Genomic DNA, 13,961 nt, shown 5'->3' with positions numbered 1-13,961 from the left:
TACTAAAGGATGCAAATTTGATTATTCTACTTTTTAGATTGTTGTTTCATCAATTTGATGTTTTAATTTTTATAAGATCAACAATAAAAAGAATATGAGAAATGACAATACAATCTAATGATTATTCAAAAGTATATGATATTGCCGTAATTGGTGGCGGTATTAATGGCGTCGGTATTGCTAATGATGCAGTAGGCCGTGGATTATCCGTATTTTTATGTGAAAAGGATGATTTAGCCAGTCACACCTCATCTGCTAGCAGTAAATTAATTCATGGCGGTCTACGCTATTTAGAACATAAAGAATTTAGACTGGTCAGAGAAGCATTAGCAGAGCGAGAAGTGTTGTTGGCAAAAGCTCCACATATTATTGCACCAATGCGTTTTATTATGCCGCATCGGCCACATTTACGTCCTGCGTGGTTAATTCGAGCGGGCCTATTTTTTTATGATCATTTGGGAAAACGAGAAAAATTATTAGGTTCAAATCTTATTTATTTCAAAGAAGATAGCCCTTTAAAGCCAGCTATAACGCGTGGCTTTGAATATTCTGACTGTACTGTAGATGACGCACGTCTTGTTGTATTAAATGCGCTACAAGCTAAAGAGCAGGGTGCCAAAGTCGTGACACGAACACGATGTGTGAAGGCTTATCAAGAACAAGAACTGTGGCACTTGGAATTACAAAGTGGAGCTGAGGTTTATCAGATACGTGCAAGAGCTTTAGTAAATGCAGCTGGTCCTTGGGTTGAAGAAATTATTAGTGAAAACCTAAATTTAAGATCGCCTTATCAAGTCCGATTGATTCAAGGAAGTCATATTGTTGTGCCAAAGCTATATGACTGTCATAAAGCCTTTATTATGCAAAATGAAGACCGACGCATCGTGTTTGCAATACCATATTTAGAAAAATATACCCTAATTGGTACGACAGATCAGGAATATACAGGTGATCCACAAAAGGTAGAGATTACTGATGTAGAAATAGATTACCTTTTGACAGTCACAAATTCACATTTTAAAAAGCAGTTAACGCGAGCAGATATTGTAAGTCAGTACTCAGGCGTACGTGCTTTATGCGATGATGAGTCTGATAACCCTTCGGCAATTACCCGTGACTATACTTTGGCACTACAGGCAGAAAATACTAACGCACCATTGTTATCGATATTTGGCGGCAAAATTACGACCTATCGAAAACTGGCTGAGGCTGCTTTAGAGCATTTGTCTCCGTTCTTTAGTGAAATGGCAGAGGAGTGGACTGCCAATAAGCCATTACCAGGTGCTGAGAACTGGACCACACTAGATGATTTAATCAACCAGATTCAATTACGTGTAAGTGGAATTTCAGAATCCCTTGCCAAACGTTGGACACATGCATATGGCACAAGGGTTTGGAACATACTTCAAGAAAGAAATGGTATAGAACAATTAGGGCAAAATTTTGGTCATGATTTATTTGAATGTGAAGTTAAATATTTATGTGAATATGAGTGGGCAAATACTGCAGAAGACATACTCTGGCGAAGATCTAAATTAGGTTTGGCGTTTAATGAGAAACAGGTAAAAGTGTTAGAAGCTTATTTATCTGAACGTCGACTAAAAGATGATGCCGCATAATAAAAAAGGCCGCATAAAGCGGCCTTTTTTATATTGAGCAATTAGAAGCCAGTTTTTACAGCTTCAAGTAATGCTGCTTGACGTTCTTTTAATGCTTTTGGTAAGCGCTCACCAAGTTTATTGAATAACTCAGTGTGGCTTTCAATTTCAGTAACCCACTGGTCTTTATCTTGAGTAGTGATAAGGTCAAATTGTTCTTTACTGAACTCAGTGCCTTTCCAGTTCAAGTCTTCATATGTTGGAACAAAACCGATTGGTGTTTCAACAGCATTTGCACGACCTTCACAGCGGTCAATGATCCACTCAAGAACACGCATGTTTTGACCGAAACCAGGCCATACGAAGTTGCCTTCAGCATCACGACGGAACCAGTTTACGTTGAAGATTTTCGGTAATTTGTTGCCAGAAGCTTCAGCTTTTTCGCTTACTTTTGCACCAAGGCTTAACCAGTGGTCAAAGTAGTCAGCCATGTTGTAACCAGCAAATGGAAGCATCGCGAATGGGTCACGACGAACGATACCTTGTTGACCAACAGCAGCAGCAGTAGTTTCAGAACCCATAGTTGCAGCTTTATATACACCGTCAACCCAGTCAAAAGCTTCAGAAACTAAAGGAACTGTATCTGCACGGCGACCACCGAAGATGAATGCAGAAATTGGAACACCTGCTGGGTTTTCCCAATCAGCATCGATAGATGGACATTGACCTGCTGCAACAGTGAAACGCGCATTTGGATGTGCTGCTTTTTCGCCGTTTACGTGAGGTTGACCTTTCCAGTTCGTTAAGTTTGTTGGAACTTCTTTAGAAAGACCTTCCCACCATACTTGACCATCTTCAGTTACCGCTACGTTTGTATAGATAACATCTTTATGAAGAGTTGCCATACAGTTCGGGTTAGTTTTGGTATTTGTACCAGGAGCTACACCGAAGAAACCAGCTTCAGGGTTAATCGCATATAAGCGGCCGTCTTCACCTGGTTTGATCCAAGCAATATCGTCACCTACAGTTTCGATTTTCCAACCTTCATAACCTGCTGGTGGAATTAACATCGCAAAATTTGTTTTACCACAAGCAGATGGGAATGCAGCAGCGATGTAGTGTTTTTCACCTTGAGGGTTAGTTACACCAAGAATAAGCATGTGTTCAGCTAACCAACCTTGTTCGCGGCCCATGACAGAAGCGATACGAAGAGCTAAACATTTTTTACCAAGTAATGCGTTACCGCCGTAACCAGAACCGAAAGACCAGATTTCGCGAGTCTCTGGATAATGAACGATATATTTCTCTGGGTTACAAGGCCAAGCAACGTCTTTTTGACCTTCAGCAAGTGGAGCACCTACTGTGTGTACACAAGGAACAAATTCGCCGTCTGTACCTAATACGTCATAAACTGCTTTACCCATACGAGCCATTTTGCGCATGCTAACAGCAACGTAAGGAGAGTCAGTTAACTCGATACCGATATGAGCAATATGGCTACCTAAAGGACCCATAGAGAAAGGAACAACGTACATCGTACGGCCTTCCATTGAACCTTCAAATAAACCATTTAATTTTTCACGCATAACAGCTGGATCTTCCCAGTTGTTTGTCGCACCAGCATCTTCTTTATTTTGAGAGCAGATGTAAGTACGATCTTCAACACGCGCAACGTCAGATGGGTCAGAATTTGCAAGATAAGAACCAGGATGTTTTTCTTGGTTTAATTTCTGCATGGTGCCGTTAGCGATCATCAAGTCGATTAGACGTTGATACTCTTCTTCGCTTCCGTCACACCATTCGATTTTTGCTGGTTTGGTTAAGTTTGCAATTTCTTCAACCCATGCTATAAGCTTAGGATGACGAACGAATTCTGGTGCGTTCACTGTGGTCATGGTGAGGCCTATTCAAAATATGTACAACGTACAAGTCTATTCATTGGGGTACAATGAAAGATCAAATAAAAAAGTGGCTGTATTAAAGCATAAAATCATAAAAAAAATAAGACTAAAGACTAACAATTAGATATTTGGAATTCCGATCATTTTTTGATGAAAATCATTTGTTTATAGTTTTTTATAAGGTTTTTACTTTTATATTTTTATGTTGTATGTGTGTTATTTACTTAAATTATTTTGTTTTAAATCAATAGATTAACTCTTAAATTTTTCTTGAGAATTATTATTGATTAAACAAATGAAGATCATTCAAAATTTACATAAAGAGACTTTTAATAGGTGATTTTGTGTACAAAATAGAATAAACATCCCACTTTACGATAATAAAATGCGGCCTTTGAAACCTCTTTCGATCATCTATAACGAAAAATCAGGATTTCATGCTTCAAAACATGAAGATGTTTATGAGCAACTGATGACTGTACTCACTGAACATGGTTTTGAGATACAAGTTTTTGAATTAAATGAAAATACATTGTTTGATGATCTGATGAATAACGTGATTCATCGACATTCACAAAACGAAAATATAGGGGTAGTTGTTGCAGCAGGTGGAGATGGCACTTTGAATGCTGTTGCATCTAAACTTAAAAATACCTCTATTCCAATGGGAATTTTACCTTTAGGTACTTTTAATTATGTGGCTAAAGTTTTAGATATTCCGCTAGATCTTTTGGACGCTGCCGAAGTTATTGCTACGGGGACTCCTCGATCGGTTCATATAGCCGCCATCAATGATCATATTTATTTGAATAATGCCAGTTTAGGTCTATACCCACTCTTTATTAAAAAGCGCGAACTCTACAATAAATATTTAGGAAGACTTCCTTTACACGCTTATACCTCAGCTTTAGATGTTTTATTAAGAGAAAATAAGTCAATGAAGCTATCTATAACAGTAGATGGGAAAAAATATCCCGTTAAAGCGCCTCTTATTTTCTTTGGAAATAACCAACTACAGTTATGCGATATGAAACTCAGGATTGCGGAGTGTGCGGCGCAGGGAAGAGTAGCTGGAGTTGTAATTACAAAAAGTGATAAGCTGAGTTTGCTGCATATGCTTTGGCAATGGGTTCAAGGTAAAGTTGAAGATGCAGAAGACGTATATAGTTTTTGTGCAGATCATGTTGTGGTGGAATGTGCAAAGAAATCGAAACTCACAGTGGCTTTAGATGGTGAAATCATAGAGATGAAACCACCTCTAAATTTCACTGTAGAAAAAAATGCTTTAAATATTATGGTGCCGAATGTTATTACATCTGTCTGATTTACACTTTGGGACAGAAAAAAAAGAGTGTTTAGAGGCAATAAGACATTTTTGTATTCAGCAAAAGCCTGAAGTGATTGTCGTGAGTGGCGATGTTACTCAACGTGCTAAATATGAACAATTTTTTAAATGTCGGCAGTTTTTAGATAGCCTCAATATTCCTTATCTTGTAGTGCCTGGAAATCATGATATTCCTTTGTATCATGTCTGGAACCGTTTTTTTTCTCCATTTACCCGATATCGATATTTCTTTGGTGAATTAGAGCCAACTTTAGAAACTGAACATTTTTATATTGTTGGGGTAAACAGCATACGTCGTCGTTATCACACACGTGGGCATATTTCGATTGAACAAATTCAAGATACTTATGAGCGTTTAGAAAAAGCGCCAAAAGATAAAATAAAGCTGGTAGTTTTCCATCAACCTTTTTATACACCACCCGATAATAAGCATGGCATAAAGGATTGTCCGGTTTTGGGGAAAATTGCTTTAGAAAAGTGGAGTACAACCGGATTATTTGGAATGCTGCATGGTCATCTTCATAAAACGGCTATATATGATTTAACTCAGATTTACCATCTGGAAATAGACCATCCTATATATGATATTCATGCTGGTACAGCAACTTCTACTCGTTTATATCATCATAATCCGAATAGCTTTAATACAGTTTCAAATACAGGAAAGATTCAGCATTACTGGTTCAATGAACAGTTGGCTGAATTCACTTCAGATTGATTTGGTTTAGATGAGATTAAATATTTGATTGTTTAAAAAATATTCAAAAAAGAAGAAAATTTTTCTTATTTCCCCTTGAAGCCATTTTTTTCATCCCCACAAAAGTGACATCTAAATATTTTGTTATTGCTCTGGATTAAGGCAATAACGATTAATCAAAAAGACTAAGTCTGATGGAGTTAATTATGAGCAACATTCGTCCATTACATGATCGCGTTGTGATTCGTCGTGTAGAAGAAGAAACCAAAACTGCTGGCGGTATTTTATTGCCAGGTTCTGCTGCTGAAAAACCATCTCAAGGTGAAGTAATTGCAGTAGGTAATGGTCAAATCACTGATAACGGCGTACGTGCTTTGGATGTTAAAGTTGGTGACAAGGTGTTATTTGGTACTTATGCAGGTACAACAGTTAAAGTAAACGGTGAAGAACTCTTAATCATGAAAGAGTCAGACATCTTAGCTGTATTAGAAGGCTAATCGATCCATAACTCAATTCATTATCAGATTCAGTATTTAAAAAGATTCGGAGTTTAATATGTCAGCTAAAGACGTAAAATTTGGTGATTCAGCTCGCTCAAAAATGATTGCAGGCGTAAACGTACTTGCAGATGCGGTTAAAGTGACTTTGGGTCCTAAAGGCCGTAACGTTGTGATCGACCGTTCTTTCGGTGCGCCGCACATCACTAAAGACGGTGTAACTGTTGCTAAAGAAATTTCATTAAAAGACAAGTTTGAAAACATGGGTGCTCAACTTGTTCGTGAAGTTTCAAGCAAAACTAACGACATCGCTGGTGACGGTACAACAACTGCGACTGTACTTGCTCAAGCAATTTTAAACGAAGGTATCAAATCAGTAACTGCTGGTATGAACCCAATGGATTTAAAACGTGGTATCGACATTGCAGTAAAAACTGTAGTTGAAAATATCCGTTCTATTGCTAAACCAGCTGATGATTTCAAAGCAATTGAACAAGTTGGTTCTATCTCTGCTAACTCTGATACTACTGTTGGTAAACTTATTGCACAAGCAATGGAAAAAGTAGGTAAAGAAGGCGTAATCACTGTAGAAGAAGGCTCTGGCTTCGAAGACGCATTAGACGTTGTAGAAGGTATGCAGTTTGACCGTGGTTATATCTCTCCGTACTTTGCTAACAAGCAAGATACTTTGACTGCTGAACTTGAAAATCCGTTCATCCTTCTTGTTGACAAAAAAATCAGCAACATTCGTGAATTGATTTCTGTTTTAGAAGCAGTTGCTAAAACTGGTAAACCACTTCTTATTATCGCTGAAGATGTTGAAGGTGAAGCGCTTGCAACTCTTGTTGTAAACAACATGCGCGGTATTATCAAAGTGTGTGCTGTTAAAGCTCCTGGTTTCGGTGACCGTCGTAAAGCTATGCTTCAAGACATCGCAATCTTGACTGGCGCAACTGTAATTTCTGAAGAAGTTGGTATGTCTTTAGAACAAGCGACTCTTCAAGATTTAGGTACAGCGCACAAAATCACTGTTTCTAAAGAAAACACAGTTATTGTTGATGGTGCTGGTGATGCTGCTGCTATCGCTGAGCGTGTTCAACAAATCCGTGCTCAAATCGAAGAATCTACTTCAGAATATGACCGTGAAAAATTACAAGAACGCGTTGCTAAATTGGCAGGCGGTGTTGCTGTAATTAAAATCGGTGCAGCAACTGAAGTTGAAATGAAAGAGAAGAAAGACCGCGTAGACGATGCTCTTCACGCAACTCGTGCAGCAGTTGAAGAAGGTGTTGTTGCAGGTGGTGGTGTTGCGCTTGTACGTGCTGTAAACGTTCTTGACGGCTTGAAAGGTGCTAACGAAGACCAAACTGCAGGTATCAACATTTTACGTCGTGCGATTGAAGCTCCACTTCGTCAAATCGTTGCGAACGCTGGTGATGAGCCATCTGTAGTAATCAATGCAGTTAAGAAAGGTGAAGGTAACTTCGGTTACAACGCTGCAACTGGTGAATATGGCGATATGTTAGAAATGGGTATTCTTGACCCAGCTAAAGTAACTCGTTCTGCGCTTGAGCACGCTGCTTCTGTTGCTGGTTTAATGTTGACTACAGAATGTATGATTACTGACATTCCTGAAGACAAACCAGCTGCTCCAGACATGGGCGGTATGGGTGGAATGGGCGGCATGATGTGATAAACATCAACGTCTAAATAAAAAAATCCCTGCATTTACAGGGATTTTTTTTATTTCTTATATAAATTAAGAAAAAGTTAAGTTGATATTCTTAAACTTATAGTCAGGAACAGTAGCTGTAGTTCCTCTTTTTTGTTACACCATGCTTATCCTTTTATAAGCATGGTTTTTTTTAGCCTAATAAAATGATAAGCCATGTCACTGCAATAATAGACAGTGCAACAAACTGTGCAGCACTTCCCATATCTTTGGCATTTTTAGAGAGTTGATGTTTTTCAAGTGATACGCGGTCAACTACTGCCTCAATCGCAGAATTGAATAGTTCTACAATAATTGCAAATAGACATACAACGACCATAAGTGCATGTTCGCCACGAGTCACATCTAGGAAAAAGCTAGTAGGGATAAGCACAACATTAATTAAAATAATTTGTCGGAAAGCGGCTTCATTTTTATAAGCTGCCTTAAATCCTGAAATTGAATAACCTGTCGCATTCAAGATGCGCTTAAGTCCGCTTTTGCCTTTGTAGGGAGAATAACTATTCATTCACTTATATTTTTAACACTTTTCATGCATTATATATCGCGGCCCTCAAAAAAAATATTAAATCTTTTTTAAAGATTTTGACTTTATAACTTGATAGAGAAGAAGAGATGAAAAAACTATTTGTAGCATTAGGACTTGTCATGGGTGGCTTACATGTAAGCTATGCAGAACCTGCCTCAGCTCAGCAAGTACCGGGATATTATAAGCATCAATTTGGTAATTACCGCATCACCTCTTTACTTGACGGCACCATTTATTTAGACCCTAAGTTGTTCAAAAATTTGAATCAGGCTGAGAAGACTAAAATTTTAACCAAGTACGCTGTTGTTAATGAGAAGGGGATTCAAACTTCGGTAAATGCATTCTTGGTAGATGACGGTAAAAGTTTAACGCTTGTTGATAGTGGAGCTTCAAGTTGTTTTGGCCCACAGTTGGGTTCAATTGCTAAAAATCTTGAACTGGCAGGCTATCAACTTGCGAATGTGAAAACGGTTTTGTTAACCCATCTACACCCAGACCATGTTTGTGGAATTGCTAAAGATGGAAAAGCAGTATTTCCTAATGCAACGATTTATGCGCATGAGCGTGAAGCAGATTACTGGTTAAACCCAGCTTCTGAAAAAACAGTACCAGCAAATCAAAAAGAAAATTATTTAGGCACTGTTAAAAATGTAAAAGCTGCACTTGCACCTTATGAAGCGAAAAAAGCATTCAAAACATTTAAAGATGGTGATGTCATTCAAGGTTTTGAAGTGATCAATACACAAGGACACACACCAGGTCACCATAGTTTCCGCTTAAAGAGTAAAGGTCAACAAATTGTCTTTGTAGGGGACATTGTCCACTCACATTCTTTACAGTTTGATGCTCCAAAAACTGGTGTAGATTTTGATGTAAATTCTGAACAGGCAATTAACACTCGTTTGAAAATGTTTGCTGAAATTTCAAATAAGCAGCAATGGGTAGCTGCTCCACATTTGCCATTCCCTGGAATTGGCCATGTATATAAAGTGAATGCAGAACAATATCAGTGGATTCCTTTATATTTTAATAACAGTCTTGATAAGTAAAAAAACAGGGCATTGAATGCCCTGTTTTTATTAAGCCTTTAACTATTTAGTTGCTTTCTCAAAATTATTGACTGCTTCACGGCCGAGTGCTGGATCATCTGTAAAGACACCATCCACACCTGCTTTGAAATATGCTTCAAACTCTTTTAGAGCACCTGTTAGACAACGTTCAGCAGGTTTATCGCTACATTTTAAAGGCTGTGGTAAGAAGTTATTTTCTGGGCGGAAAGTATAAGGATGTACTTTTAAGCCAGCGGCATGCGCATCTGTAATAAATGAAGTGGTTTGTACTGAACCATCATTATTGAAACTGAGAATATAGTTTTTACTTGGACCTACGCCATTTGCATATTGAGCAACATCTTTTAAGCTTTGTGCTGTGGCTAAATCACCATATGTTTTAGACACGCCAGATTCAACAAAGTCGGCTGGTCGAGATGTTTTTGCATCATATAACTGAATGATTTGTGCATGTTTAAGCGTCTTATGAAGATCAAGTTGATCTTTTAAATATTTTAAATTGCTGACTTCAAACGATTGCAAATAGATAGGTGCGATATCACGTGTATATTGATATTTGGCAAGAGTTTTAAGAAGTGTGTCCTCCATAGCCAAATTTTTATTTTTAAAATAAGTTGGATGCTTGGTTTCGATATATAAACCAATAATCTTGCCAGTTTTTTTATAATTTGCTTCGGCAAGTTCAATGACTTGTTCGAGTGTCGGAATTGAATAGAGGTCATTGTAAGCCGTATTTGCTGGTCGAAACTCAGGAATACGCTCACGTGCTTTAACTTGTTGTAATTCATTTAAGGTGAGGTCTTCCGTAAACCAACCCGTTAAATTTACACCATCAATATTTTTGGTGGTTTTACGGTCTGCAAATTGGGCGAGGGTACTGATATTGGTAGTTCCACCAATTTCATTTTCATGACGCGTAACCAATACACCATCTTTTGTTGACACTAAGTCGGGTTCAATAAAGTCTGCACCATCATCAATGGCTTTTTGATATGAAGCCAAAGTATGTTCAGGACGTAAAGCGCTTGCGCCACGGTGTCCGATGACTAAAATTTTAGGAAGTTGATACTCTGGTGTGGTCGGTGTTGTTTCAGTTTTATCATCGTCATTACAACCGACCAAGCTAATTAAACTTAAGCATAAAAGTGCTTTTCTAAACATAATTCTACTCATATTGTTTTAATTGAAACGACTCAAGTATTGGGATTTAGTTTGACGTGATGATGAAGAATTCATGAATTTTAAGTGACACTATTTAATTGGTTCTTTATTGCTTTGTTGGAAATAGTGAAACATGCTTTGTTTTTGTCTTAATTACATTTATTTTTTTAATTCCACTTGTCTTTTTTACACTGCTCGTTGATGATCACAAGGTCTCAAAGCGGCATTTTCTCCTGTTAATTAACGACACCATACCGAGCAGCCATGCTATCTAAATTTTTTATTCAGCGCCCCATTTTTGCCAATGTACTGGCGATCATTGTTATGGCTTTTGGTATTTTTTCGGTGATGCATTTGCCCGTAGAACGGTATCCCGATATTGCACCTCCGAAAATTACAGTGTCGGCAAGTTATAGCGGGGCAGATGCACAAACGGTTGAGCAAAGTGTTACCCAAATTTTAGAACAGCAAATACAAGGGATTGATCACTTACTCTATTTTAGCTCATCAAGTGATTCATCTGGGCGTAGCCGAATTACCATTAGTTTCGATAATGGAACCAACCCAGATACTGCTCAGGTACAAGTTCAAAATAGCATTAGTGGTGTCATACGCCGTTTACCCGATGAAGTTCAGCGCCAAGGTGTTACCGTTACCAAGTCTTTAGGCGATACTTTTATGGTGATTGGCTTATATGACTCAACTGGTAAAACCGGAAATATTGAGCTGTCGGATTATTTAACTACGCATGTCGTTGATAACTTAAACCGTATTGAAGGGGTGGGTGAAACAGATATATTTGGTTCACAATATGCAATGCGTATCTGGTTAAATCCAGACAAGTTAAAGCAATATAATTTAATGCCAAGTGATGTTGCGAGCGCAATCACTGCCCAAAATACCCAAGTTGCTGCAGGTGCAATTGGTGATTTACCAGTCATTGACGGTCAATATTTAAATACAAAAGTGACCGCAGGTTCTCGACTCAAAACAGTCGAGGACTTTAAAAATATTGTCGTAAAATCGAATAAATCGGCAGGTTATGTTTATTTAAAAGATATTGCTAGAGTAGAGCTAGGGGCAGAAAACTATCAATTTTTGAATACGATTAACGGTTATCCTGCCGCGGGTGTAAGTATTTCTTTATCTTCAGGTGCGAATGCGATTCAAACCTCTAAGCTCATCCATCAAACCTTAGATCAGCTTTCAACGAAACTACCGGCAGGCTATAAGATCGTTTATCCGCGAGATAATACGCCGTTTGTGCAAGAGTCAATTAAGGAAGTTGTAAAGACCCTTATAGAAGCCATTATTTTAGTAATTTTGGTGATGTTCCTATTTTTACAAAGCTGGCGTGCCACTCTTATTCCGAGTATTACCGTTCCAGTTGTTATTTTAGGAACTTTTGCAGTTTTATATGTGCTTGGGTTTAGTATTAACACATTAACGTTATTTGCACTGGTACTCGCCATTGGTTTGTTGGTCGATGATGCGATTGTGGTGGTCGAAAACGTTGAGCGGCTCATGCATGAACAGCACTTAAGCCCTAAAGAAGCTGCAATTGAGTCAATGGGTGAAATTAGTGGTGCCTTAGTCGGCATTACATTGGTTTTAACTGCTGTTTTTATTCCAATGTCTTTTTTAGGTGGCTCAATTGGCGTGATTTACCGTCAGTTTTCCATTACTTTAGTTGCCGCTATGGCATTATCGCTTACGGTTGCACTTATTTTAACGCCTGCATTGTGTGCATTAATTTTAAAACCGAACCCTGAACCTATGCGTTGGGCAGTTTGGTTTAACCAAAAAATTGATCAACTTAAAAATAAATATATCAAGCTTGTTCAGACGAGTATTCACTACAGTAAATCGGTTATTGTAATTTTTGTGGCGCTGATTGCTATTTTTTCGCTGTTCTATAGTGGTTTGAAAAGCGGATTTATTCCTAAAGAAGACCAAGGCATTTTAAGTGTTCAAATTAAGCTAGTAGATAGCGCTCCAATGTCTGAGAGTAAAAAAATTGGTGAGCAAGTGCGCCAGTATTTTCTCAGTAAAGAAGATAAGAATGTTGATCTGGTTTTAATTCGTTATGGTCGAAATAATGCCGGTACAGGGCAAAACTTAGCGCAAGGCTTTATTGCTTTAAAACCTTGGGATGTACGTACGGCTAAAGAGGACTCGGCTGACGCTATACAAAAGCGCGCAATGAAATATTTCAGAAATTTTAATAATGCTCAAATTAATGTGACCTTACCACCTTCGGTAAATGGTTTGGGGCAAACCGATGGTCTGGATTTTTGGATTCAAGATTTAAATGGTCAAGGGCAAAATTTCTTAGATGGTATGTTCCGTCAGTTACAGGCTCAAAGTAAAAACTATTCAACTTTCGAAAACTTTGATAAGCAGTCTACCAATAGTAAAGCAAATCTAAATATCAAGATTGACCAGAAACAGGCTTTGGCAAATGGACTAGAGTTATCAGCTATTAATAATACTTTGTCGAGTGCATGGGGCGGAACTTACGTAAATGACTTTATTGATCGGGGCCGTATTAAACGTGTCATGATTCAAGGTGATGCCGAGTTCAGATCTAAACCTGAAGATTTATATAATTGGTCTGTGCGTAATAGCCAAAATGAAATGGTGCCTTTTAGCTCATTTGCGAACTTTAGCTGGGGCGGAGCTCCGGAAATTGTAAAACGCTATATGGGATATAGTGCTTTACAGTTACAAGCAGATGTTGCGAGTAATAGCAGTTCTGGTCAGGCTATGAAAGATGTTGAGCAACTCGTCAACCAGCAAAAAGATATTGGTTTGGCTTGGACGGGATTGTCTTTTGAAGAACAGAAGTCGACAAATCAGGCGGTATGGTTATATCTGATTTCGGCAGGTTTTATTTTCTTATGTTTAGCGGCGTTATATGAAAGCTTGAGCATTCCTGCTGCCGTGATGACCTCTATTCCATTAGGTGTAGGAGGAAGTGTCATTTTCTCTTATATCTTTGGTTTGCCAAATGATGTGTATTTCCAAATTGCACTTCTAACCACGATTGGATTGTCATGTAAAAACGCAATTTTAATTGTTGAGTTTGCTGCATTAGCTCAAGAGAAAGGAAAGAATGCTATTCAGGCCGCTTTAGAAGGCGCGAGCTTGCGTTTAAGACCGATTCTAATGACTTCTTTAGCCTTCGGTGCTGGTGTGATTCCACTTGTGTTTGCACAGGGCGCTGGTGCGGTTAGCCGTCAAGAAATTGGTATTAGTATTTTAGGCGGTGTGATGTTTGGTACTGTGCTGGTTTTATTCTTTATTCCAGTTATGTATGTGTTATTACGCTCACTGTTTAAATCGAAAGCTTCGAGTTAAAAGCAAACAATTTAAAAACAGGCACTAAATCAAGTATATTAAGTTTAACTTCTCTTCATATATTTGATTTA

General features: G+C 38.2%; 10 protein-coding genes. 7 read left to right on the top strand and 3 right to left on the bottom strand.

Features of this window, described 5'->3' with window-relative positions:
* Nucleotides 1–101 precede the first annotated feature (101 nt).
* Nucleotides 102–1,619 (top strand): glycerol-3-phosphate dehydrogenase, encoded by a 1,518-nt coding sequence (gene glpD, locus ACG59Z_RS03995; RefSeq protein WP_400197994.1) that lies wholly within the window; start codon nt 102–104, stop codon nt 1,617–1,619.
* Between the two features lie 41 nt (nt 1,620–1,660).
* Here glpD and ACG59Z_RS03990 read toward each other — a convergent pair whose 3' ends face one another.
* On the bottom strand, nt 1,661–3,493 hold the full coding sequence (locus ACG59Z_RS03990) for a phosphoenolpyruvate carboxykinase (GTP) (RefSeq protein ID WP_233929914.1): 1,833 nt from the start codon (nt 3,491–3,493) through the stop codon (nt 1,661–1,663).
* 391 nt (nt 3,494–3,884) lie between these two features.
* Here ACG59Z_RS03990 and ACG59Z_RS03985 point away from each other — a divergent pair, with 391 nt between their 5' ends.
* From ACG59Z_RS03985 to groL, 4 genes are all read left to right on the top strand, one after another.
* The gene (locus tag ACG59Z_RS03985; RefSeq protein ID WP_400197993.1) at nt 3,885–4,823 is read left to right on the top strand and encodes a diacylglycerol/lipid kinase family protein; all 939 of its coding nucleotides are present in this window, start codon (nt 3,885–3,887) and stop codon (nt 4,821–4,823) included.
* Nucleotides 4,804–5,562 (top strand): metallophosphoesterase family protein, encoded by a 759-nt coding sequence (locus ACG59Z_RS03980; protein ID WP_343569036.1) that lies wholly within the window; start codon nt 4,804–4,806, stop codon nt 5,560–5,562. The genes ACG59Z_RS03985 and ACG59Z_RS03980 overlap by 20 nt, the downstream gene beginning before the upstream one ends.
* A 185-nt stretch (nt 5,563–5,747) precedes the next feature.
* Entirely contained in the window at nt 5,748–6,038 is a 291-nt protein-coding gene (gene groES, locus ACG59Z_RS03975) for a co-chaperone GroES (RefSeq protein ID WP_000065579.1), read from the top strand.
* Nucleotides 6,039–6,096: 58 nt separating this feature from the next.
* The gene (gene groL, locus ACG59Z_RS03970) at nt 6,097–7,731 is read left to right on the top strand and encodes a chaperonin GroEL (RefSeq protein ID WP_134263511.1); all 1,635 of its coding nucleotides are present in this window, start codon (nt 6,097–6,099) and stop codon (nt 7,729–7,731) included.
* A 172-nt stretch (nt 7,732–7,903) separates the two neighbouring features.
* Here the strand turns inward: groL and ACG59Z_RS03965 are convergent, their stop codons facing one another.
* The gene (locus ACG59Z_RS03965) at nt 7,904–8,278 is read right to left on the bottom strand and encodes a diacylglycerol kinase (protein ID WP_396482068.1); all 375 of its coding nucleotides are present in this window, start codon (nt 8,276–8,278) and stop codon (nt 7,904–7,906) included.
* 107 nt (nt 8,279–8,385) lie between these two features.
* Between ACG59Z_RS03965 and ACG59Z_RS03960 the strand changes: the two genes are divergently transcribed.
* Entirely contained in the window at nt 8,386–9,348 is a 963-nt protein-coding gene (locus ACG59Z_RS03960; RefSeq protein ID WP_400197992.1) for an MBL fold metallo-hydrolase, read from the top strand.
* Nucleotides 9,349–9,390: 42 nt separating this feature from the next.
* Here ACG59Z_RS03960 and ACG59Z_RS03955 read toward each other — a convergent pair whose 3' ends face one another.
* Entirely contained in the window at nt 9,391–10,530 is a 1,140-nt protein-coding gene (locus ACG59Z_RS03955) for a glycerophosphodiester phosphodiesterase (protein ID WP_400197991.1), read from the bottom strand.
* Between the two features lie 264 nt (nt 10,531–10,794).
* Between ACG59Z_RS03955 and ACG59Z_RS03950 the strand changes: the two genes are divergently transcribed.
* The gene (locus ACG59Z_RS03950; RefSeq protein ID WP_400197990.1) at nt 10,795–13,890 is read left to right on the top strand and encodes a multidrug efflux RND transporter permease subunit; all 3,096 of its coding nucleotides are present in this window, start codon (nt 10,795–10,797) and stop codon (nt 13,888–13,890) included.
* Nucleotides 13,891–13,961 lie beyond the last annotated feature (71 nt).

The organism is Acinetobacter sp. ABJ_C1_1 (assembly GCF_044684115.1).
Taxonomy (GTDB): domain Bacteria; phylum Pseudomonadota; class Gammaproteobacteria; order Pseudomonadales; family Moraxellaceae; genus Acinetobacter; species Acinetobacter nosocomialis_A.
Note: the sequence above shows the minus strand (reverse complement) of the source record. Positions and strands in the feature narration are given on the sequence as shown.

What these genes read in the sequence shown, in the direction of transcription:
- ACG59Z_RS03955 (WP_400197991.1), bottom strand. Translation starts at nt 10,530, where the DNA reads ATGTTTAGAAAAGCACTTTTATGCTTAAGTTTAATTAGCTTGGTCGGT.
- ACG59Z_RS03990 (WP_233929914.1), bottom strand. Translation starts at nt 3,493, where the DNA reads ATGACCACAGTGAACGCACCAGAATTCGTTCGTCATCCTAAGCTTATA.
- groL (WP_134263511.1), top strand. Translation starts at nt 6,097, where the DNA reads ATGTCAGCTAAAGACGTAAAATTTGGTGATTCAGCTCGCTCAAAAATG.
- groES (WP_000065579.1), top strand. Translation starts at nt 5,748, where the DNA reads ATGAGCAACATTCGTCCATTACATGATCGCGTTGTGATTCGTCGTGTA.
- ACG59Z_RS03960 (WP_400197992.1), top strand. Translation starts at nt 8,386, where the DNA reads ATGAAAAAACTATTTGTAGCATTAGGACTTGTCATGGGTGGCTTACAT.
- ACG59Z_RS03980 (WP_343569036.1), top strand. Translation starts at nt 4,804, where the DNA reads ATGTTATTACATCTGTCTGATTTACACTTTGGGACAGAAAAAAAAGAG.
- glpD (WP_400197994.1), top strand. Translation starts at nt 102, where the DNA reads ATGACAATACAATCTAATGATTATTCAAAAGTATATGATATTGCCGTA.
- ACG59Z_RS03985 (WP_400197993.1), top strand. Translation starts at nt 3,885, where the DNA reads ATGCGGCCTTTGAAACCTCTTTCGATCATCTATAACGAAAAATCAGGA.
- ACG59Z_RS03965 (WP_396482068.1), bottom strand. Translation starts at nt 8,278, where the DNA reads ATGAATAGTTATTCTCCCTACAAAGGCAAAAGCGGACTTAAGCGCATC.
- ACG59Z_RS03950 (WP_400197990.1), top strand. Translation starts at nt 10,795, where the DNA reads ATGCTATCTAAATTTTTTATTCAGCGCCCCATTTTTGCCAATGTACTG.